Origin of the sequence: Nostoc sp. 106C (genome assembly GCF_002154725.1) — a bacterium.
Taxonomy (GTDB): Bacteria; Cyanobacteriota; Cyanobacteriia; order Cyanobacteriales; family Nostocaceae; genus Aulosira.
In genome coordinates, this window is record NZ_MTAW01000238.1 from 24,811 (window position 1) to 47,442 (window position 22,632).

20 protein-coding genes are annotated in these 22,632 nt (G+C 42.8%); 8 read left to right on the plus strand and 12 right to left on the minus strand.

Going from position 1 to position 22,632, the window contains the following annotated elements:
- Nucleotides 1–2: 2 nt before the first annotated feature.
- From BV375_RS35085 to BV375_RS36415, 10 genes are all read right to left on the minus strand, one after another.
- Nucleotides 3–2,675: an RNA helicase gene (locus tag BV375_RS35085; RefSeq protein WP_086769194.1), complete on the minus strand. Its 2,673-nt coding sequence runs from the start codon at nucleotides 2,673–2,675 to the stop codon at nucleotides 3–5.
- 137 nt (nucleotides 2,676–2,812) lie between these two features.
- The gene (gene proC, locus BV375_RS35090) at nucleotides 2,813–3,634 is read right to left on the minus strand and encodes a pyrroline-5-carboxylate reductase (RefSeq protein WP_086769197.1); all 822 of its coding nucleotides are present in this window, start codon (nucleotides 3,632–3,634) and stop codon (nucleotides 2,813–2,815) included.
- 158 nt (nucleotides 3,635–3,792) lie between these two features.
- Nucleotides 3,793–4,386 carry a cell division protein SepF gene (locus tag BV375_RS35095; protein WP_086769199.1) on the minus strand — a complete coding sequence of 198 codons (594 nt, stop codon included), beginning with the start codon at nucleotides 4,384–4,386 and terminating at the stop codon, nucleotides 3,793–3,795.
- Between the two features lie 452 nt (nucleotides 4,387–4,838).
- Nucleotides 4,839–5,507 carry a YggS family pyridoxal phosphate-dependent enzyme gene (locus tag BV375_RS35100; RefSeq protein ID WP_086769201.1) on the minus strand — a complete coding sequence of 223 codons (669 nt, stop codon included), beginning with the start codon at nucleotides 5,505–5,507 and terminating at the stop codon, nucleotides 4,839–4,841.
- Nucleotides 5,504–5,782 (minus strand): transcriptional coactivator PipX, encoded by a 279-nt coding sequence (pipX, locus tag BV375_RS35105; protein ID WP_086769203.1) that lies wholly within the window; start codon nucleotides 5,780–5,782, stop codon nucleotides 5,504–5,506. The genes BV375_RS35100 and pipX overlap by 4 nt, the downstream gene beginning before the upstream one ends.
- Nucleotides 5,783–6,194: 412 nt before the next feature.
- Nucleotides 6,195–7,721 carry an anthranilate synthase component I gene (locus tag BV375_RS35110; protein ID WP_086769205.1) on the minus strand — a complete coding sequence of 509 codons (1,527 nt, stop codon included), beginning with the start codon at nucleotides 7,719–7,721 and terminating at the stop codon, nucleotides 6,195–6,197.
- Nucleotides 7,722–7,751: 30 nt separating this feature from the next.
- Entirely contained in the window at nucleotides 7,752–8,678 is a 927-nt protein-coding gene (locus BV375_RS35115) for an energy-coupling factor transporter transmembrane protein EcfT (RefSeq protein WP_086769207.1), read from the minus strand.
- A 162-nt stretch (nucleotides 8,679–8,840) separates the two neighbouring features.
- The gene (gene der, locus BV375_RS35120) at nucleotides 8,841–10,202 is read right to left on the minus strand and encodes a ribosome biogenesis GTPase Der (RefSeq protein ID WP_086769209.1); all 1,362 of its coding nucleotides are present in this window, start codon (nucleotides 10,200–10,202) and stop codon (nucleotides 8,841–8,843) included.
- A 397-nt stretch (nucleotides 10,203–10,599) separates the two neighbouring features.
- Entirely contained in the window at nucleotides 10,600–10,974 is a 375-nt protein-coding gene (locus tag BV375_RS35125) for a DUF4870 domain-containing protein (protein WP_086769211.1), read from the minus strand.
- 135 nt (nucleotides 10,975–11,109) lie between these two features.
- A complete protein-coding gene (locus BV375_RS36415; RefSeq protein ID WP_143842303.1) occupies nucleotides 11,110–11,313 on the minus strand; it encodes a hypothetical protein in 204 nt (67 codons plus the stop codon).
- 139 nt (nucleotides 11,314–11,452) lie between these two features.
- Between BV375_RS36415 and BV375_RS35130 the strand changes: the two genes are divergently transcribed.
- Nucleotides 11,453–11,713 (plus strand): hypothetical protein, encoded by a 261-nt coding sequence (locus BV375_RS35130; RefSeq protein WP_086769212.1) that lies wholly within the window; start codon nucleotides 11,453–11,455, stop codon nucleotides 11,711–11,713.
- A 543-nt stretch (nucleotides 11,714–12,256) separates the two neighbouring features.
- Here the strand turns inward: BV375_RS35130 and BV375_RS35140 are convergent.
- Both BV375_RS35140 and BV375_RS35145 read right to left on the minus strand, forming a co-directional pair.
- Nucleotides 12,257–12,655, minus strand: a complete 399-nt coding sequence (locus tag BV375_RS35140; RefSeq protein ID WP_086769217.1) for a DUF4112 domain-containing protein — start codon at nucleotides 12,653–12,655, stop codon at nucleotides 12,257–12,259.
- Nucleotides 12,656–12,857: 202 nt separating this feature from the next.
- Nucleotides 12,858–14,060, minus strand: coding sequence for a phosphoglycerate kinase (locus BV375_RS35145; protein ID WP_086769219.1), 1,203 nt, complete (start codon nucleotides 14,058–14,060; stop codon nucleotides 12,858–12,860).
- A gap of 90 nt (nucleotides 14,061–14,150) precedes the next feature.
- Between BV375_RS35145 and BV375_RS35150 the strand changes: the two genes are divergently transcribed.
- From BV375_RS35150 to BV375_RS35180, 7 genes are all read left to right on the plus strand, one after another.
- The gene (locus BV375_RS35150) at nucleotides 14,151–14,558 is read left to right on the plus strand and encodes a universal stress protein (RefSeq protein ID WP_086769221.1); all 408 of its coding nucleotides are present in this window, start codon (nucleotides 14,151–14,153) and stop codon (nucleotides 14,556–14,558) included.
- Between the two features lie 184 nt (nucleotides 14,559–14,742).
- Nucleotides 14,743–18,411, plus strand: a complete 3,669-nt coding sequence (locus BV375_RS35155) for an NB-ARC domain-containing protein (protein WP_086769223.1) — start codon at nucleotides 14,743–14,745, stop codon at nucleotides 18,409–18,411.
- Between the two features lie 177 nt (nucleotides 18,412–18,588).
- Entirely contained in the window at nucleotides 18,589–18,789 is a 201-nt protein-coding gene (locus BV375_RS35160; protein ID WP_086769225.1) for a hypothetical protein, read from the plus strand.
- 208 nt (nucleotides 18,790–18,997) lie between these two features.
- Nucleotides 18,998–20,254 (plus strand): GNAT family N-acetyltransferase, encoded by a 1,257-nt coding sequence (locus BV375_RS35165; protein WP_086769227.1) that lies wholly within the window; start codon nucleotides 18,998–19,000, stop codon nucleotides 20,252–20,254.
- Nucleotides 20,255–20,282: 28 nt separating this feature from the next.
- Nucleotides 20,283–20,732 (plus strand): Holliday junction resolvase RuvX, encoded by a 450-nt coding sequence (ruvX, locus tag BV375_RS35170; RefSeq protein WP_166507594.1) that lies wholly within the window; start codon nucleotides 20,283–20,285, stop codon nucleotides 20,730–20,732.
- 145 nt (nucleotides 20,733–20,877) lie between these two features.
- Nucleotides 20,878–21,450, plus strand: a complete 573-nt coding sequence (locus BV375_RS35175) for a DUF3727 domain-containing protein (RefSeq protein ID WP_086769230.1) — start codon at nucleotides 20,878–20,880, stop codon at nucleotides 21,448–21,450.
- A gap of 532 nt (nucleotides 21,451–21,982) precedes the next feature.
- Nucleotides 21,983–22,522, plus strand: coding sequence for a YqeG family HAD IIIA-type phosphatase (locus BV375_RS35180; RefSeq protein WP_086769232.1), 540 nt, complete (start codon nucleotides 21,983–21,985; stop codon nucleotides 22,520–22,522).
- The last annotated feature ends 110 nt before the right edge of the window (nucleotides 22,523–22,632 follow it).

The window sequence follows — 22,632 nt, forward strand, 5'->3', positions numbered from 1 at the left end:
GTTTATTCAACTACCTCATTCACGGGGAATCTATCAATTAGCTGCATAGCACGATAAGCATTGCGTTGCAGTGAGTCCGGTAAATTAGGCACGTGGGGGATTTGGGATAATAAATCTAAAGTCCGACGTAATATTCTCACTACATCGCCTTCATCTAGGGTGGTATTTTCACATAGTTCTGTCCACTCTATTCCTAGCGCCCATTTTTCAACTAGAGCAATTAACTCAAATTCTAACCATATAGGCAGCGCCACATTATACCGCCGTTGCATTTGGAACATCTGGCGGCGAATTCCCCGCAATTTTGCCAAAGCATCTACAACTTGATTGCTCAAATCGAAGCGCACCTTGCTATCTGGACGCGGAGTTTCTGTCACTAAAGCTGCAATTGCTGCTGCTAAGTGGTGCGGATCTAAATTATTCAATTCACCACTGGCGAGTACCAAACCTAACCACAATTCATTTTCTCCGCGGATGGCTGCGGCAACTTGTCCTAATGCTGTTGGTACTAAATTATCTAAGCAGCCAAAGTGCTGTAAAATTTCAATTAAATTGAGAAACTCTTCCCAATGATGTTGGGATTGTTGCTCTACGTGTTCTTGCAACAGTTGGAGTTCGGCTTCTAATTCAACGTAACGTGCCTTACGTTTGAAAATAGCTGCGGCATTGCCCGATTTATGAATCGGATGAGCTTCTAATTGCTCTTGGACAGCAGTCATCCGACTGAGCTGTTCTGCTACTTCCGGAGCCATGTATAGAGACTCCCCTGATTCGGGAATCTGTTGGGCAACGGTTGCTGTTTGTTCGTCACCACGACGGATTTGTCCTGGTTTAAAAATCAAATCGGGTGGCGGTACGATCTCAGGCGGTACATCAATACGTGGTAGTTCTGCATACAAATCGACTATATCTTCAATTGTTGCTACATACCAGCGGTTATCCCGTCCCAAGCATACTAAGTAAGGTGTTTGCTCAGAATCAGAACTTTTTCCGATTAACACGGCTGGTACTGGTGAAGGAACTGTGATGTTTTTGCCCTTGAGACTCAACAGTGTCCCAGATACAGCAAAGCCCAACATCATTCCCAATTGCTCTTTTCGGTCTTCCTGTGCTTGTTGTTGCAGAGTCTTCAATATTTGGCGTTCTACTTTCAGGCGTTGTCGCAGTTTCTCATAAATAGCAATTTCATTTTCATCAACTGCGGCGATTTGCTCCTGAAGTTGCTCTAGTTGGGCTTGCAGTTCGGCAATCTCATCGTAATTTGGTCGTAAATGCAAGGTCGCCATATACTGCCCAAAACTACGTTCTATTAGCTCTCTAGTTTGCTCCAAGGTGTGAGTTTGCAGCAGGTTCAGTACCATTCCGTAACTGGGGGTAAACTGGCTAACTAAAGGATCTGGTTTGGATGTTGCTAAATATGCAGCTTCTTTGGAGCCTTCAAAGGGAGTTTGTACTGTGACCACATGACCTTGTAGATCCATGCCTCGACGGCCAGCCCGTCCTGCCATTTGCAGGAATTCGGAAGCGTTCAACAGGCGGTGTCCGGTGTCGGTGCGCTTGGAAAGGGTAGATATGACAGTTGTACGGGCAGGCATATTAATTCCTGCTGCCAGTGTTTCGGTGGCAAAGACTACCTTAATTAGCCCCTGCTGAAATAGTTCTTCTACTAACACTTTCCATGCAGGTAAAATCCCGGCATGGTGAGCAGCAATTCCTCGATAAAGGGGGGCAATTTGTCCAGAACGTCCGGCCTCTGGATTGCGGGTTAAAAAGTCATCAATTTGGCGGCGCAACACCTGGGATTCATCATTATTTACCAGCCACAAATCACCCACCTCTGCTACCGCTTTATCACATCCGCGGCGGCTAAAGATAAAGTAAATCGCTGGTAGCATATCCCTTTGCTGTAGCTGGCTCAAAGTATAAATGATACCAGGAGCTTCTGGTCTACCACCTCTGCCTTTGTCTCCTGGTCTTCTTTTTCCCCGATTAGCAAGGCGAGGATTAATTTTAGTTTTGTTGTCGTTGAGTAGGGGAAACAGCCCTTTAGGATTGCAAAAGTGAAATTCTAGAGGTACAGGGCGAAAATCGGAGTAAATTAGGTCAGTTGGCCCGTGAACACGATTTAGCCAATCGGTAAGTTGATCGCTGTTAGCAACTGTTGCCGAAAGCGCTACTAATTGAACTTCACGGGGGCAATAAATGATTGATTCTTCCCAAACAGTTCCCCGTTGGCGATCATTCATATAGTGGCACTCATCTAGTACCACAGCTTCTACATCTACCAGAGAAATGCCGATTTGCCCTATGGGTGTGCCATAAAGCATATTGCGGAAAATTTCTGTCGTCATCACAAGAATTGGTGCTTCTCTGTTAATGGAGGCATCTCCAGTTAACAGTCCGACGAGATCAAACCCGAATTTCTCGCGAAAGTCACGTAATTTTTGATTCGACAGCGCTTTTAAAGGAGTAGTGTAAAAAACACGTTTCCCTCGCGCCAGAGCACGATAAATAGCGTATTCGCCTACTAATGTTTTGCCCGAACCTGTGGGCGCACAGACGACTACAGATCGCCCAGCATTGAGGGAGGCGATCGCGTCTTTTTGGAATTGATCCAAATGAAACGGAAATATTGACCCTAGGTCAAGTTCTGGGGACGATGCGGGATAATTCACTCAATCACATTTGCAACCAGACTGTTTACTATATTAACGGCTATATTGTCAACTTCGTCATTTAGTCAATAGTCAAGGGTCAAAGGGTCAAGAGTCAAGGGTTATTTGACTTTGAACTTTGGACTTTGGACTTTGGACTATTTACCAAGTTCTTGCGATCGCTCTGTAGCTGCTTTAACTGCTTGAATTAAAGCTGAGCGAAATGCTGCTTTTTCTAGCTGGGCAATACCAGCAATTGTCGTACCTCCTGGGCTTGTTACACGGTCTTTAAGTTCTGCTGGGTGCATTTTGCTTTCATGCAACAGCGTGGCTGTTCCTAGGACAGTTTGCAGGGCGAGTTGGTTGGCGATCACTCTAGGTAAACCTGCTGCTACTCCCCCATCGGCGAGTGCTTCTACCATCAGTGCCACGTAAGCAGGCCCACTCCCAGATAGTCCTGTAACTGCATCCATCAGGGTTTCGGCAACTTCTACAACTTCCCCAACAGCCGAAAAAACTTGCTGTGCTATTTGGTGGTGTTTGGCATTAGTGTAAGCACCCAAGCAAATTGCCGTAATTCCTGCTCCTACTGTGGCGGGTGTATTAGGCATGGCTCTAATTACTGGTAATTGCGGAAACGCAGCTTCTAGCTGGCTTAAAGTCACACCTGCCAAAATAGAGATTACTACGGGTGAATGTCCTTTCACTGTAATCTCGATGATCTCTGCCAATTCTTGGGCGATCGCACTGAACACCTGGGGTTTTACTGCTAACAATACAACTTCCTGACTTTCCGCCAAAATCAGGCGGTTATCTGTAGTCACGCTCACGTCGTATTGCTGCTTTAAAAAATTTTGCCGCGAAGGTTGCGGTTCGCTGACTATGACTTCTGATGGGTGATAAATTCCACGCGCAATAAGGCGGGATAACAGCGCTTCTCCCATTACCCCACCACCGATTAAGCCAAATTTATTAGTCATTAATTAGTCATTAGCCATTAGTCTAGGTGAGCCAGCGCGGTCTTCGGGGTTTCCCCCATGAGTGACTGGCGAACCCATAAGGGTCATTTGTCAATGGTCAATAGTCATTCGTTAAGGTAATCAGGACTATTAACTATAGACTAATGACTAATTTAACTTTATTGTGCTGCCATCCGGTTAACTTCGGTGCCCCATGTTGGAGTTGCACCTGGTGTACGTGATGGACGTGCTGGTGGTTGGGGTACTTCATGAATGACTCCACCGTGGGTGCTAACTTGCACACAGCTTGGTGTAAACAAAAAGATGCTTTCTCCAATGCGCTCTTGATGTCCATCTAATGCGTAAGTACCACCTGCTACAAAATCTACTGCCCGTTGAGCTTGATCCGGGTCCATAATAGTTAAATTTAATACTACAGACTTGCGCTCACGCAAAGCTTGAATTGCCTGGGGCATTTCTTCAAAGGTGCGTGGTTCAAGTACTAATACTTCAGAAATTCCGTTAATTGCTCCTGGCATACCTATCACATTCCCCATTGACTTTGACCCTGTTGCTACATCATTACCCATTGTAGGCATGGGTTCCCGCCAACGTCGATTCTGAGTTGCAGGTTCTGGTGGCGCTGGTTGGATGTTCTCTTCTTGATATAGATTTTGGTAGCTTTCGGCTTCTGGTTCTTCTTCGTAGTATTCGTATTCTACTTGCTCATTGAGTCCTACAAAGTCTCTGAGTTTAGAAAATATATTGTTCATTTTGTTCGCTCCTGGTGCAAATTACTTCTATGTTTACCTGGCGATAAATCAGTGTAGCCGACTTTTATCGCTACACAAGGGGTTTATTCAGCAATTTTATTACTAGCTGTAGCTTCTATTACTTGTTTAAGTGAGGAACAGACGCTTTTAAAGCTATCTGAACATTACCTAGCAGCGATAATGAGTCAAGATTATATACTAATGTTTCTGCGAATGAAAGTTTTGTAACACTAATTTTATTAAGTATTGCATTTAGAAACACCAGATTTTTTGTTACTTATCGCAATAATTACTTTGAGAATTCTTCTCAAAAGCACGTGAAAGCTTATGATACCTAGCTTACAAATGGGTATAGGGCATCAGCAAGAAAACTGATGCCCAATGAAAGCTATACAAAAAATCCCCCAGATGAAGCCCTAGGGGATGAACTTACAAAAGCATTGACCAATTTTTTAAGGGCGATCCCCGAACAAGATGGTTCCCAACCTGACCATAGTTGTACCTGCTTGTACTGCTAGTTTATAGTCACTTGACATCCCCATCGATAGGTGATCCATTTTGATATGCGACCAGTTTTGATCTCTAATGGTTTTTGCTAATTTAGCAGTAGCATTAAATACATCCAAATTTTCCGCTTCATTTAATCCTAAAGGCGGAATTGTCATCAAACCCTGAATTTGTAAATTTTTATATTGATTGATTGCAGGTAAATCAGCTAAAAGTTCGGGTACAGTCCACCCTGACTTGCTGGGATCGGGGAGAATCTTGACCTGTAGGCAAATGTGGGGACTCACTCCCAACTGTGACGCTAAGTTATCTAAGCGCTGTGCCAACTGTAAATTGTCTACGGAGTGAATCCATTGAAATTGTTCTAAGGCTTTTTTGGCTTTATTGCTTTGTAAATGTCCAATAAAGTGCCAGGTAATATCTGATAAATCTTTTAACTCTGCTTGTTTACTGGCAGCTTCTTGAATCCGGCTTTCGCCAAAATCACGTATTCCTGCGGCATACGCAGAACGGATGATTTCCGCAGGAACCGTTTTGCTGACTGCAATCAGCCGGACTGAAGATGGTATGGAGGAGCGAATTTGATCAATACGTTCGCTAATCGAACTACTCATTGGAAGGTGCGTTGGAAAACACTCTGAAGCTGATCGTACTCCTGTGACTGCCCTGTACGACGCAGAGTACGCAAGCGATTTTCCAACATCATTCTTGCTTCAGTACGACCTATGGGCTGAAATTTTATACCTTTAATGTCATTTGTTACTAAAAAAAATAAGCGTTGGGCATAAAGTGTAGTGAACATATCCTGGGTCTCATCAACCATACAGATCCTGTAAAGTAAGCCCCAAGTTGGATGATTAATGTAAGTTTCTGCGTTTTCTGGATTCATTTAGGAGTCAAGGTTGGCGTCTGTAATATATTTTTTCGCAGTTTTAGTACCAACATTCAGACGATGATAACTCCCTTTCGTCAGAATATTTGTGCAAACTTATGCGAAATTCAATAATGTTTGCTGTGTAGTGGCGGTTGTGAAGACCTTGATCTAGTTCCTCATGGACAGATGAAGCTAATAGTAGACAGAGAACGATAATGGCGATTTGTCGTAGGGAAGGTACACTCATCTGCTATGCAGAACTAAGTTCAGAAAAGTTTCTGCCATCTATCTGCCGTTGAGAAGGTCTAGGAGATGCGCCGTGCGATGTTTCTCAAGGTAAAGGTCAGCCCTTAGACTTTTGTTGGCATAAACCTCTCTCTATGCTGCCATAATTTTCGTCGGTCGGCACACAATAGTCAAAGGTAGACTATTCATAATTTAGCGTGTTGAGTGCGATAAGTTGGGCTTGAGCTTTATGCAGAGATTCATACCATTCTCTCTCAGGATCGCTGTCTGCGACAATACCCGCGCCAACTTGTCCCCAAACGGTTCGGAGTGCTGAGTCAGAAGTCAGGAGTGAGTAGTTTCCCTTTTTTTCCTGTTTTTCTTCAAGGGGAGCGAGTAACAAGGTACGAATTAAGATATTTAAATCTAAGTTACCTCGCCAATCCAAATACCCACAGGAACCATAGAATAAACTGCGTCGCACAGGTTCTAGCTTTTCAATAATTTCCATGCAGCGAACTTTGGGACACCCTGTAATTGTGCCACCAGGGAAGAGAGCACGAATTAAATCAATGGCAGTGCGGTCGCATCTTAAGCGACCTTTAACGTTGCTGACAAGGTGCATAACGTGACTATATCGCTCAATTGTCAATAATTCATCAACACGAACCGTACCCCATTCACAAACTCGCCCTAAATCATTGCGTTCTAGATCCACCAGCATGATGTGTTCGGCGCGTTCTTTGCTATTGCTGAGTAAATCTTGTGCTAGCTGAATGTCTTGTTCTGGCGTGATCCCACGCGATCGCGTCCCAGCGATTGGTCTAGTTTCAGCTTCACCATTTTGCAACAGCACCAACCGTTCTGGAGAACAACTCATCACTTCTCCCCAAGGTGTTTGCCAATAGCTAGCAAAAGGTGAAGGATTGATACTTTGCAATGCTTGGTAAATTGACCAGCCGGAAGCTGCTGTTGTTGCTTCAAATCGTAATGAAAGATTCGCCTGAAAAATGTCTCCCGCCTGAATGTATTTTTTCGCTTGGTTAACGGCTGTTTCATAATCTGCTTGGGATGTACAGAAATGAGGAGAGAGGCGGGAGGGGGGGACAAGGAGAGGGGGGGGTAAGGGGAGAGAGTTGTTTGTTTTTCCTGGCTCTAACTTTTTCTGTAACTCATCAATTCCACTTTCATCGCCAGCAGCTAGCCAAAGAGTTTGTTCGACGTGATCTAAAATGGCAAAACAATCTGGCTCATACCAAAAAGCTACAGGAAACGGTAAGCGATCGCATTTATTTTGGGGTAGTTGTTCAATTTCCCAAGCTACGTCATAACCCAACCATCCCAACCAACCGCCAGTGAAAGGAAGGTGGGAAGGATATGACACGGAGAGTGAGTGACACGGGGACGCAGGGACAACTATCTCTTTGCGTCCCCGCGTCTCCGTGTCTGTGTCTCCCCCCTGTCCTCGACTTCGCAGCAACTCCTCCAAAAACGGAAAAACTGTTCCTAATGCTGGTGTCCACATCTGAGGAACACCATCAACTATGCGGGGAGCGCCGGCACAGATAGAATAACGATTGAGTTGTGGATGTTCTTTTGGCGTTGGGTAGGTGCTTTCCAGTAAGCTAGCGATTCCAGATGCGGTAGTGGGGCGAAATAGAGCAGCGAAAATTTCAGAACCAGTACGATGTTCTAAAGGAAGCGATCGCCAGTACCAACCTTGGGTCATAATTCATTCAAAATCTTAATTCCAAAATCTTCACACATCAGTGCCGATCGCTAGCCGCACGCCCCAAAATAGAGTTAATGTGGCAATAGCCAGCCAGTCCCACCTTTTTAACCGTAAGTCATGCCAAGGTACTCGATGCTCATTTGGACTGGTAAAACCCCGCACCATCATTGCACTCGCCATCTGTTCTGCTCTTAGTAGCAGATTTTCTAACAGTCGTTCTGCTACAATCATCCAAACTTTAACTGCTCCTTTAAGTCCCAGCTTTTTCCAATTAATTGCCCTAGTCATTACAGATCGTACTAAATTCTGTACTTCTTCTAAGACTAGAGGTATAAACCGCAAAGATAAAGTTAAAGTTAGAGCAATTTCTGTAACAGGTAACTTCAGCCGCCGCAATGGTTGCATCAAGCTTTCCATCCCGGCTGTAATTTCTTCTGGTGCTGTGGTCAGCAGATAAAGGTTAGTGCTGTAAATGACAGTAAACAAAATCGTACTCAGCCGCACTGCCAAATCTAAAGAACGACGACTGACTTTAACAGGCCCTTTGTGAAATAGTACGTATCTATATTCTTTATTACCAAATACTGCTTGTTCATCAACATTGGCAGTATTCTTAGTTGCTTGGGGACTGAAAACCTGTTCGTTAGCTGGTAAGCGCGGCTGATAATTGATCCCCAATCCATCCGGACTAATGGCTGCAATTGCAAAGACAAAAAAGGCTAAGATCAACAACCAACCCATTTGCTGCTGCCATACTCTCCTGGGAATTCTCGCAATTAACGTCACAATAATTAATAGCGTTACCAATAGTAAACGCCATTCGTTCCTAGCAAAAGTGTAGCTTGTGAGAAAGCTCATCAACCAAGCAAACTTGACCCTGGGATCAATTTTATGTAGCCAAGTTTGAGGTTCTTCTAGGTAAAGTCCCAGTGGTAGAGATCGCAGTAAATCCATTTCTAAGTGCTAAGTTCTGAGGTTCGAGTGCTAAGTGATGGAAAGTTTGGGTAGAGCAAGCCTAAAATCAAGATTTTGTTCTACCTACTGATTCTTGACTATTGTGCCTTGACATAAGAGACTTAGCACACTCTACTTTTTCTTACTCAGGACTCAGAACTATTAAACACGAGTGGCACGATTGAGATTACCACTTTCGACATCACGGACTTTCTTACTGCGCCACAACAAACGAATTGGGGAGCCTTTAAATCCTAATTGTTGCCGAAATTGCCGTTCAACATAGCGGCGGTAGTTTTCATTAAAGCGTTTGGCATCGTTGACAAACAGAGCGATCGTTGGCGGTTGGGTACTGACTTGTGTACCATAATAAATTTTACCTTGACGCCCGCCACGTGATGTTGGTGGGGAATGCCAACTCACCGCATCTTCTAGAACTTCGTTAATTACTGCTGTGCTGACACGACGTTTGTGTGACTCAGCAGCTTGATTTACCAATTCTAAAATTTTCTCTACCCGCTGTCCTGTTAAAGCACTAACAAAAATAGTGTCTGCCCATTCGGTAAAATGCAGCCGTGCTTGCATATTTTTTTCGTAGTCGTAGATTGTGTAAGAGTCTTTTTCGACTGCATCCCACTTATTGACTACAACTATACAAGCGCGACCTTCCTCAAGAATCCGCCCTGCTAATTTTTGGTCTTGTTCGGTGACTCCATCTAAGGCGTCTATTACCATTAACACTACATCGGCGCGGCGAATAGCTTTAAAAGCACGGTTAATACTAAAGAATTCTGTGCCGTAATCTATGCTTTTCTTTTTACGAATGCCAGCGGTATCAATCAAGCGATAGGTTTGTCCATCTCGTTCGACCACTGTATCAATCGCATCGCGTGTTGTGCCTGAGATCGGACTAACGATCGCCCTTTCTTCCCCAACAAAAGCATTTAATAAACTAGACTTACCAACATTGGGGCGTCCGATTATTGCTACTTTAATTTCGTTAGTTTCCGGTACTTCAGTTACATGGGGAATGTGCTTAATTAACTCATCAAGTAGTTCTCCCGTACCGCCGCCATGAATCGCAGAAATAGGGTAAGGTTCACCCAATCCTAATTGCCAAAATTCCGCCGCTTGGATCAAGCCTTGGTCGGGGGATTCACATTTATTTACAGCCAACAGGACAGGTACAGGTTGTTGACGTAACCACTCCGCAATTTCTTCATCAGCATGTGTAGGACCAGTTTGACCATCCACAACAAAAATAGCAGCACTAGCTTCAGTAAGTGCTGTCATCGCCTGTTGACGAATCAGAGGTAAAAATTCGGTGTCATCATTAAAGACTAAGCCACCTGTATCCACAACCAAAAACTCACGATCGCTCCAGTAAGATGGCAGATAAGTGCGATCGCGTGTCACTCCCGGTTCATCGTGCACAATCGCCGTTTGTGCCCCGGCGAGACGATTAACCAGGGTGGATTTGCCCACATTTGGGCGTCCGATAATAGCAACAATTGGCAGTCCCATAAACTCAGGGTAACGTAGAGACGTAATATATCATGATCATGTCTCTACATTTTAGCTACTTTAAGTCTTTCTTTAATTTATATACCGCCAAGATAACTGTCAGCCAAATTTGAACATACTAAGACCAAAAATCTGGCAGTCGTGTCGATGGAGATTTTGCCTTGATGCTGACGATGGGGCTGTCTATTGATAATTTGTACCTTATTATACGTCCGGTTGATTGAACCGAATTGAATTGAGATCAATTATTTGCAATTGCCCTTACCACATTTAGCATCAAAATTTAATGATATGGTTGTATGAGTTTTGTGCACAGAGCGATCGCATAATTCATAAAAAAAGGGATGATACTCTCAATCCCTTTTGCAAACATAAATTATATCTCTAGTCAATGTGATTAAAAAACTCTAAAAATAAATGGATAACGGAATGGTTCATCTGGGTTAGTAAGACAGTGAAACAGCGCCCAAATTGTCAACCCCCAATGCAGGGCAAAGCCCAAAGCAACAACAGGGAAAAACAAAATTCCACCAAGACCAAAGGTCAGCCAAGATAAAATCGCAATTGGTACTCCAATTACAGTTGCCCAGAACCAAACATTGAAGTGAAAATTAATCGATTCTTTGGCATTGCTTTTCACAACTGGGTCATCAGAAATTAAGTTAATTACAATTGGAACCCCAATCGATAACAATGTTGTACTAAAGAAAATCGCCCCATGAGATAGAGAGGATAGCAATTTACGCTTATCAGAATCGTATGTAACTTGCATCCTGCTGGTTCCTCCACTTGCTTTATAGCTTTAATTGTAACGGTTGCTTAATAGATATAGTATTGGAGTTTACCGTACTCAAGGTATTGTACCGCTTACCCTTAAGATAAGTTGACTTTGACTCGTACGCATCAACTATAGATTATGAGGTTTACCGTACCCCATACTAAAGTAAAGTTGAAAGCGATCGCTTCGTGGTCGATTATGTACTGAGTAGCAAGTTTTATGTTCGTGCAGCTTTCCTTCCAAAGGAGAACTCATTTGCCAAAGTCGTTCTTCTAGGGTAGTTGGGGCATTTGATGGGAAAGAAGTTTCTTTTCCCCATACTGTATGATGCACAGTAGCTTGCCTTTAAATTATGAAGTTTGAGTTAATATCTTGTAGAGTAGGAATCTTGCTTGTGATACAACTAACATAAATGTATCCAGTAGGGTAGGCAACGCTAAACCTACGAATTATTTTAGAAAGGTGGTAGAAAATGGGTCGTATAAATCCCTACACGCTACAGATGCAGATTACTCGTATGTTTGAGCAAGGGCAATCATTCTTCGCCACAACCAAAGTGCAGGATTGGTTGAAAGAACGCAATCACGAGCCACTGGACTATAACATTATTTTCCATAAAAAACCTGCTCCTCCTGGCTCTAAAGAAGTCATGGTAGTAGAAATTGAATTACGTCGTAAAGATGGACAGCCTGTAGACCCCTGGTTACTAGAACAAGTGAATCTTCATGCCTAATTTTGTGATAAATTAGGTATCTTGCTCATGTCAAATCTTCAACTAAACTTCTCATTATCTTAATAATTTATCTTAAAATAGAGCGTTCCCAATTATGGAATGCTCTTTGTTGTTTTTTAAGCTATAAATATTACGTTTTCCAGTGCTCACAATGAAATTTAATCAGCCTTGGGTTTTTGCATTTTGGCTTTACTTCGGACGAAATTTTGATATCGATCTCTGTATCAGCCGATCTTAAAATTATCCCAACTGAGCTAAGTAGCTAGACATGATTAAATATAAAACGCTTTACAGAGTAATTACTTTTGTGTGCACTATTTTGAATAGCATGAATCACAGCAAGCGCAAGTTCATACTCATCATCAAAAATTTGTGAAAAAAGCTCGTCTCGTTTGAGGTGCGCCCTATTCTTAGATATCTGCATTCCAATATCAGGGTTTCCATTGATTCGCCTCCACATTATTAGTAGAGACTCCTGGAGTTTGAAAGCCTTGAAATAAATAGCTTATTTATAAAGACTGTTTCTGCTCATCTGCTCCAAAATTACCGTTTTTTACTTGCGTAAAATTCAACAGAAACTTCCTCTATTTCCGGTTCAATTACCGTTAGATGTTGCTCTAAAATTTCTAAATTGCGAATATTAGATTTATAGAAAGCATCAAACAAATCACCTATTAAAGGCACAGTACCAACGACTGCTTCTAAACCAACATTAAATATCATTTTGGTTAAGTCTTGGCGTGGTATACCGAAGCGAGTAGCTAAATATATGATGTAAGCTGAAAACGCTGTACTAATTAAATCACCAGCACCTGGAACTAGGCCAATAATTGGGTCTATTCCAATACGAAAACCGATGCCAGGAATGCGTATAGATGTATCCATAAGGCGGCTGAGTTTGCGGATGCGGTTAAGCGTAGCAAGGCGTTTGGCAGCGTCCATAATTTACGATATTTATACTACATTTAGATTGCACCAGTTTGAATTGCTTGTCTTGTACCGTTAGAAAGAACAAAATTAGAAAATTTACGGCAGAGGTAATACTAATTTGGATTTTAGATTTAAAGTTTATTCTTAATAAGAGAGTAAGGGCACGATCGCACCCTTACAAAATTTGTCAAAAATTAGCTGACACGCTAATTATTTAAGCATCATCTAAAGCAGCAATACCAGGTAATACCTTACCTTCGAGTAACTCCAAGCTAGCGCCGCCGCCGGTGGAGATGTGGCTCATTTGATCGGCTAAACCGACTTTTTCCACAGCCGCTACAGAGTCGCCACCGCCAATGATGGTGGTAGCGCCAGTTTTGCCAATTTCAGCGAGGGTATGAGCGATCGCTTCTGTACCTACTGCAAATTTATCAAACTCGAACACACCCATTGGCCCGTTCCAAATTACTGATTTGCAATCTGCAAGAGCTTCTTGGAATACTTTTACTGAGTCTGGGCCAATATCCAAACCCATGCCATCATCGGGAATGTTGTCAATGCTGACAGTTGTAGCATTGGCATCAGGGGCAAACTTATCTGCCACTACCACATCTGTGGGGAACAGTAAGGTTACACCGCGTTCTTTAGCCTTGGCTTCTAAAGATTTCGCTAGTTCTAGCTTGTCTTCTTCAACTAGAGACTTACCAACATTCAAACCACGGGCTTTGTAGAAGGTGAAAATCATCCCACCGCCGATGATTAGCTTGTCGCACTTCTCTAGCAGTGTTTCAATTACACCAATCTTGCTAGAAACTTTGGAACCGCCAATAATTGCTGCCAAAGGACGTTGGGGATTTTCAATTGCGTTTTGCAGATACTGCAATTCCTTCTCAACCAAATATCCAGCCACAGAAGGACTGAGGAATTTAGTTACACCTTCAGTAGAAGCATGGGCGCGGTGTGCAGTACCAAAAGCATCATTTACATAAAAATCAGCATTGGCTGCCAATTTTTTGGCAAATTCTGGGTCATTTTTCTCTTCTTCTTTATAGAAGCGGACATTTTCGAGCAAAAGCACTTGGCCGTTTTGTAAAGCCCCAACTTTGGCAGTAACTTCATCACCGATAGAGTCATCAGTTTTAATGACTTCTTGCCCCAGTAATTCTGACAGCCTCTTAGCAACCGGAGTCAAACGCAATTTGTCATCCACGCCCTTGGGACGACCAAAATGGCTTGCTAGAATTACCTTAGCTCCCTTCTGCGTTAAATCTTGGATAGTTGGCAAAGCTGCACGAATACGGGTATCGTCTGTGATGTTGCCTTGGTCATCTACAGGCACATTAAAATCCACCCGCACTAAGGCACGTTTACCAGATACATCTGTTGCAGATAAATTTGCTAAAGTTTTTTTGGACACAGCCAGACCCTCCTGATCGCCTTTTTGTTATTGTTTTGAAAGTAGAACCATCCAGATTTTACCGGAGTCAGGGGTACGGAGGTGAGAGAGATGTTTAAGACAGTTCTATTTCCCATCGATCAAAGTCGGGAAGCGCGAGAAGCCGCTGACGTGGTTAGCAACGTTGTACAAAAGTATGGTAGTCGTTTGGTACTGCTATCCGTAGTTGAAGAACCGCCCGCAGACGCACCTGTTGCCGATCCAATGGTGTCACCAGAGGTAGTTGCTAAACTACTCGAAAGTGCCCAAACTTTATTTTCTCAACAAGGAATTAAAGCCGAAATCTTGGAAAGGCAAGGTAAGCCAGCTTTTACTATTTGTGATGTGGCTGATGAAATTGGGGCAGATTTAATCATTATGGGTTGTCGCGGTTTAGGCTTGACTGAAGAAGGCGCAACTGATAGCGTCACCACCCGCGTGATAAATCTTTCACCATGTCCGGTGTTGATTGTGCCTTAAGAAATTTATAACGCAAAGGCAGGAGACAGAAGGTTGATACTCTGTCTCTTTTCCTTACTTAGTATTGTGAAAAATTAGACTCAGAAAAAGCGATCGCTAACTTTCGATTAAATTTGATAAAACTCATAATATTGCCTGAAAACTTATAAAGTTAATCTCGACTTGGCGTTAGCGGTGTAATCCAATGGAATCGCATAAGCAAAGACGCAGGCGTGGAATTATTCTCAGTCTCCCAGGATTTCAAAAGCTTCAGGAGGCTAGATATCAGGCAGAAATTCTAGAAAATGATGGCGCTAGATTTACTCTAGAAGAATTGAGTTACCGCACCCAATTAGCGCCCTTTACAGTTTCCAAAGTCTTGGCGCGAGCCGAAGGTGTTGATAAGCAAACCCTAGAATGCTTCTTTAGAGCTTTTGGATTAGATTTAACACCAAGCGATTATCAGCGGGTAGGGAGAACTGAGGAGCAGAGGAGCAGAGGAGCAGAGGAAGCAGAGGAGGTTGGGGAAGAAATTACTTCCTCATCTGCGTACTCAGGACTCAAAACTCACAACTCAGCACTCAAAGTTGATTGGGGTGAGGCTGTTGATGTCTCAATTTTTTTTGGACGCGCCGATGAAATTAGCAAGTTAGAGTATTGGATTGTAAACGATCGCTGTCGCTTAGTAGCACTCCTAGGAATGGGTGGAATTGGTAAGACTTCCCTAGGAGTAAAACTGGCACAGCAGATTCAAGAACAGTTTGAGTTTGTAGTGTGGCGGAGTCTACGCAACAGTCCACCTCTAGAAGAATTGCTAGTAAACTTGCTTCAGTTCTTTGCTTGCGGACAGCCAGTTAATTTATCTGAAAATGTGGGGGATTTATGCTCACGATTCATGACGCATTTGCGATCGCATCGTTGCCTAGTAATCCTGGATAATGCAGAATCTATTTTCGCTAGTGGAGATCAATCGGGACGCTATCAATCTGGATATGAAAACTACGGACAACTCTTCAAACAACTGGGAGAAACAGCTCATCAAAGTTGTATCTTGCTCACCAGTCGGGAAAAACCCCAGGAAGTAGCTGCTTTAGAAGGCGATAATTTACCAGTTCGTTCATGGCAACTCACAGGTTTAAGTGCGATCGCTGCTTTAGAATTAGTCAGAACCAAAAGTTTCTTTTGTGGCTCAGATGCAGATTGGCAAAATCTAATTCAACACTATACAGGTAATCCTCTAGCGCTCAAGATTATTGCCACCACGATTCAAGAGTTATTTGATGGTAATATTGCAGAGTTTTTCGCTCACGGCTCTACAGTTTTTGGTAGTATTTACGACTTAATTAACCAGCAGTTTCACCGCCTTTCTGACCTCGAAAAAGAATTGATTTTCTGGCTAGCAATCAATCGCGAACCAGTAAATTTGGCAGAGTTACGTGCTGATTTAGTTTTACCTGTAGCTTCGATGAAGTTGTTGGAGGCGTTAGAATCTCTCAACAGGCGCAGTCTGATTGAAAAAAAATCAGTTCCGCAAAACCCCGTTCGCTTCATCTTGCAACCTGTGGTGATGGAATATGTGACAGAGCAATTAATTCAGCAGGTATGTGCAGAAATTCTGGGGGAATCGTCGCCAAACTCCCTGCTTTACAGCCATGCTTTAATTAAAGCCACATCCAAAGATTACATCCGGGTTGCGCAAACTAAACTAATTCTGCAACCTGTAATTGATCGCTTGCTGCAAAAGCTACGAACTAAACAAGCTATTGAAACTCGGCTGCAAGAGATTTTGCGATCGCTACAACACCAATCACTCAAGCAAAACACAGGGAGATTCCCGCCAGAACTCGAACCAACATATACAGGTGGTAATATCCTGAATTTACTCTGTCACCTAGAAACTGACTTAACTGGATATGATTTCTCTCACCTAACGATTTGGCAGGCTTATCTTCAAGACACGCCGCTAAAAAAAGTTAACTTCGCTTACGCAGATTTATCAAATTCTGTATTTGCCAAAACCCTTTCCACAATCATATCCACTACATTTAGTCCAGATGGCAAGACTTTAGCTACAGCACACTTTGACGGCTATTTTCGTCTGTGGGATGTTAACAGCGGTCAACAATTAATTACTTATCAGGGGCATATTGGTTTTATCTGGAGTGTAGCTTTCAGTCCAGATGGTAGAATCTTAGCAACTGCGGGAGAGGACGCCAATATCAAGCTTTGGGATGTTGTAACTGGCCAGTGTATTAGAACTATTCAAGGTCATGATCGCGGCGTACTTTGTATAAGATTTACTGGTGATGCTAAGACATTAGTTAGCAGCAGCGCCGACTTTAGCATTAAATTTTGGGAGCACAGCAGTGGGGAATGTACCAGAACATTACTAGGACATAGCAACCGAGTTTGGTCTGTAGCGTTGAGTCCAAAAAGTGGCATTCTTGCTAGCGGTAGCGAGGATCAGACTATCAAGCTTTGGAATCTAGCTACTGGCTCGTGCATCAAAACCTTACATGGTCATACTGATTGGATCAAATCCCTACAGTTTAGTTCCTCAGGACTGCTTGCCAGTGGTAGCTTAGACAAAACAATTCGGCTTTGGGATGTTGAGCGCAGTGTTTGTATTGGAGTTCTAGAAGGACATTTGAATGGGATACTAGCGATCGCCTTTGTGGCTGACAGCAACATCCTGGCTAGCTGTAGCATAGATTGTACAATTCGGCTGTGGGATATTAGTACCCAACAATGCCTCAAGACTTTGCAAGGGCATAATAACTCTGTAAATGCGATCGCGGTTAACCCTCAAGGAAACCAAATAGCTAGCGGTGCAGATGACTTTTGCTTGCGCTTGTGGGGTGTGGCGAGTGGGGAGTGCTTCCGAGTTATCAAGGGTAGAAACAACTGGATTAAAGCGATCGCTTATCATCCCATTTTCCCTGACATGATTGCCACTGGCAGTGAAGACCGAACTGTGCGTTTATGGACAAGTGATGGTCAATGTCGGATTCTGTATGGACACACAGATTTAATCTTCTCTGTTGACTTTACTCCTGATGGACGCACCATAGCCAGTGCCAGTGCTGACCGCACAATTAGGTTGTGGGATGTCGCAACTGGTCAGTGTACTAAAATCTTGCATGGGCATACAGGTATGGTAACAGGAGTCGCCTTTAGTCCTGATGGTCGTCTTTTAGCTAGTAGCTGCTACGATAACCAGATTAGACTGTGGGATGCTGCCACAGGGCAACTCCTCGATACTTTGCCAGTACATCTGGGAATGTCAATTGCCTTTAGTCCCGATGGCAAAAAGCTAGCAGCAGGTAGTTTTGACCAAACAGTGAGAATTTGGGATTTAGAAACTCGGCAATGTTATCAAACTCTAACAGGTAATCATAATTGGGTTTGGAGTGTCGCCTTTAGTCCAGACAATCGAACTTTCGCCACAGGTAGCAGTTTTGAAGGCATAACGCGGCTGTGGGATATAGAAACAGGCGAATGTCTTCATGTTCTCCCAGGACATCAAGATTTACTCTGGGCGATCGCTTTTAGTCCCGATGGTAGGATGTTGGCTAGTTGCAGCAGTGACGGCACAATCAAACTTTGGGATGTAAGCAGTGGCGCTTGTCTTGCTACTTTGGAAGATCATCATACCTGGGTAATGTGTCTTGCCTTTAATCCAGCAGGTAACACCCTGATTGCTGGAGACGCTGATGCGGCCATTAAATTCTGGGATTTCCAGACTAAACAGTGTGTCAACATCCTTAAGGCAGAACAAATTTATCACGAAATGAATATTTACGGAATTACAGGTTTGACAGCACCCCAAAAGTCTAATTTGTTAAGTTTGGGAGCGGTGGAAGCAGGGAAATGACAAGACGCGGGGATGAAGGAGATGAGGAGGAGTGAATCACAAATAACAAATGACCAATGCCCAAACTAAGAACCGTTAAACTTCATTGCAAAATAAAAAGTTAAGCAAAACAACATGATAGGTTTTGGTCATGTGAAAAAACTGCACAAGACTAATTAAAGGAGAATACCAGTGGCAATGGAATCAAATCTCTTAACGGGCACAAGTGTAGTAAATGAAGATTTTAGCGAGTATGTTGCCCACCTACAGCTACACATGACTTTACAAGCTCGCAACCTGGTTCCACCCCTGAAGCCAAACTTGGAAGATAGTCGAGAGCAATTACTTCATCAAACCCAAGCTCACTTTGAAAAACTTGCATCTCGTCAAGGGTTGTAAATTACACAATATTTTTATCTAAATTCACATAAAATAGAAGCAGATATGGTTGATTAATGCTAACGGTGTTATCATCAAATCTGCTTTTTTTATTTATTAGCGTATTTTAATTATCAAGATCACTCTTTTGGATCAATAGCAAGTGGCACAAAGCCGCTAATATTATTATTGCAGCACTTACTCAGCAAGAGCAGTTAATTAAGGCTTAATGGCGGCTCGAATTAAAATGACTTCATTACTTCCTCGAAATCTCAGCGTTGTTATCCGACCAGTCCAATACCGGGATCTGGACGGAATTGAACGCCTAACTCAAGAGTCATTCGCAGCCCAAACCCCAAAAGGAGTTGGTTTTGCCACACGCCAGATGCAATGGCTGCGAAGCTGGTATGGCTTTTTGAAATTTTTGAGTTGGTTTCCTAACCCGTTACAGTACCTCTTCTGTTCCTATGTAGCAGAGCAGGGGCGGATGCTTCTAGGAATGATTCAAGTGTCTCCGTTCAACCGCACGCGCAGTACTTGGCGAGTTGATCGGGTTATGCTAGACCGTGCTACCGATAAGCAAGTAACTGGTTCTCAACTTTTACGCCATTGCTTTGAGTCGGTAGTAGAAGCGCGTACTTGGATACTGGAAGTAAATGTCAACGATTTAGAGGCCCTAGCACTATATCGGCAAAATGGATTCCAACGTTTGGCTGAGATGACCTACTGGGAAATCGAACCCGAATTGTTGACTGAGTTGGCACAAGCAGAGCCAGACTTGCCTAACCTTTTGCCTATAAGTAATGCTGATGCCCAATTGTTATATCAATTAGATACGGCATCAATGCCGCCTTTGGTGCGTCAGGTCTTCGATCGCAACACCCGTGACTTCAAAACTAGTTTATTTGGGGCCTTAAGCGATGCTGTCAAACAATGGGTCACTAAAACAGAAGTAGTGAGTGGCTACGTGTTTGAACCCCAACGCAAAGCAGCCATTGGACATTTTCAGGTACAACTAGATCGCAAGGGTATGACCCCTCACGTAGCAACGCTGACAGTTCACCCCGCCTATACTTGGCTTTATCCAGAGTTGCTGTCCCAACTAGCTCGCATTGTCCAAGATTTTCCCCAGCAAGGGTTGCGACTAGCTTCCTCAGATTATCAGCCAGAGCGAGAAGAGTATTTAGAAAGAATTGGAGCCAAACGGACAGAACATACCCTGATTATGTCTCGCTCAGTTTGGCATAAGTTACGGGAGTCTAAATTTGTCTCTTTAGAAGGAATTCAGTGGCCTGAAGTTTTACAAGGGCTGCAACCTGCTCGTAAACCAATACCAGGGGGTATGTCATGGACCCAACAAGTTCAAAAGCGATCGCAAGATAGATCGATACCCACGAAATCAGAACCTGCGGCTTTCGGCAGTAAACCCTCTAGTTTAGATGTATCTTGCCAGTCTGAGTCAGCAGATGCACAGCCAGAGAAGTAGTGTGACACTCTAGGAGCAACCACAGCCATTGATTTCAGCATTAGGATTAGATTTAGGAAGCAAGCGTATTGGGGTAGCAGGTTGTGATGGTACGGGCTTAATAGCTACAGGTATCACTACGATTGAGCGCACATCTTTTGCGCAAGATGTTGAGCTATTAAGACAAATAGTTCAGGAGCGCCAGGTACAATTGCTAGTCATTGGCTTACCTTATTCAATGGATGGCTCCTTAGGATTTCAGGCACGTCACGTGCAAAAGTTGGCTACAAGGCTATCTAAAGCTCTAAAACTGCCAATGGAATATGTGGATGAGCGGCTAACTTCATTTCAAGCAGAACAACTGCTAAAAGCGGAGAATCGCTCTCCATCACGCCACAAAGCTTTGATTGACCGGAAAGCAGCAGCCTTAATTTTGCAACAATGGCTAGATGCGCGGCGAGCTAAATCTCATAGTTCGGCATTAGCTATTGAGTATTGATACCTTTTAACATGATATTCTGAAAACTGTTACCCGGCATTTGTATATATGACTCAAGCTATTTAGGAGACATCTTGTCATTAAATAGTTGTAAGATTTTCAAATTTCAAATTTGCTGGTATTTATAAAGTTCCACACCTCGGCTATGTTTTCTTCTCAATTTCCCGACGAAAATGATAACGCTCACGCTGGCTCCATCAGTTTGACTGATGACAAAGGGCGCACCCTCGACTGTTATATTGAGCATTCTCTCTCAGTAGATGGGCAGGAATATGTTTTACTTCTACCTGTTGATTCACCTGTAGAAATTTTTGCTTGGCAAGGTGAAGACGAGGAAGAAGAAGCTGTTCTAGTAGAAGATGATTCGACTATTGAAAAAATTTTTGGCACTGCCCAAGCTGTCTTATCTGAGCAGAATCTGATATTAAAGAATACTGCCTATGCTCTCACAGTTGCGGGTGAATTACCTCCTGTAGAAGAATCTGAACTCTTCACCTTAGAAATCGAAGATGATGAAACAGATTTAGAGCCAGAGCAATTACAGCTACTTGCTAGCTTCTACGATGAAGAGCAGGAATATGCAATTTATACACCTCTTGATCCACTGCTGTTTTTTGCTCGGATATCAAAAACAGGTCAGCCAGAACTATTGTCTCCAGAAGAGTTTCGCAAAGTCCAACCATTGTTAGAAGAGCATCTTTTTAACGAAGTTGAATAACATCAAAAGTTAGTTAAAATGTACGCTTTTAGACTTTTAATTCGGATTCTTTAACTATAATTGCAAAAAAGCTCAATTTTTTGCAAAAGGAAAGGAAGACGTTTTAGCTGGTTAGCAATATCTAACGTTCAGCTAGCTTTGCTTTGCATAAGGAATTAATATCGGGTCTGAGTTATTTGCTTGATAGGGTAGCTGTCGAACAACTGCTTACCCAATAATTTAACCTTTATTCACAAACTTTATTTTATATATCTAAACTGTTTGTTGCTCTTAGTACCGCTACTTCGGAAGTCAAAAAAATTTGTTTTATAAACTCAAAACGGCTTTTCTCAGTAACCTACTAGGTTGGCAAGTTCACAAGCCAAGCTTTATCCTAAAAAAACTAAAGTATTTGTATTTTGTGGACGTAAATCATAGCATATATGTGCTTTTTTAAATTTAACAAAATACTAAAAATTTGTTGTCAAAATTCACAAAGCAAAACAATATTCACTAATTCTCAGTAAATTGCCTCATCCATTGACTTTTAAATATGACCTGGAACAACCTCTTGCAGCCTGACTTGATTTTAGAAGGTTCAATTCTAAACCTGACACCAGAAATTATCCAGCAATATGGATTAAAGGGATTGGTATTAGATGTGGATGAAACATTGGTACCGATGAAAGTAGGGGCGGCTTCATTAGAATTACAACAGTGGGTAGAGCAAATCCGCGCCTGTACTGTACTTTGCTTGGTGAGCAATAACTTGAGTGAAATGCGGATTGGTGGAATTGCCCGCTCTCTTAACCTACCTTATTACCTAGGTGCAGCCAAACCTTCACGACGCAAAATTAGAGCAGCGCTGAGAGCGATGAATTTACCAGTTCACCAAGTGGGGATGGTAGGCGATCGCTTGTTTACTGATGTCTTAGCTGGTAATCGTTTGGGAATGTTTACCATCTTGGTTGAACCTATAATTCACCCAGAAGTAGCTCTACGCTCTCACCCCATCAGAAACTTTGAAGTCTGGATATCAGAAGCCTTGGGAGCTTCGATCGCTCCAAAGTACACAAAAATTCACAAAGATTGATAATAAGTCAGGAAAATAAATCTAAAAAAATCATTAAGGAATCTTTCGCAATGAAAAAAATCTGGGATCATAGGTATTAATAAGATGGGGTCAGCCAAAAAAGACCCTAG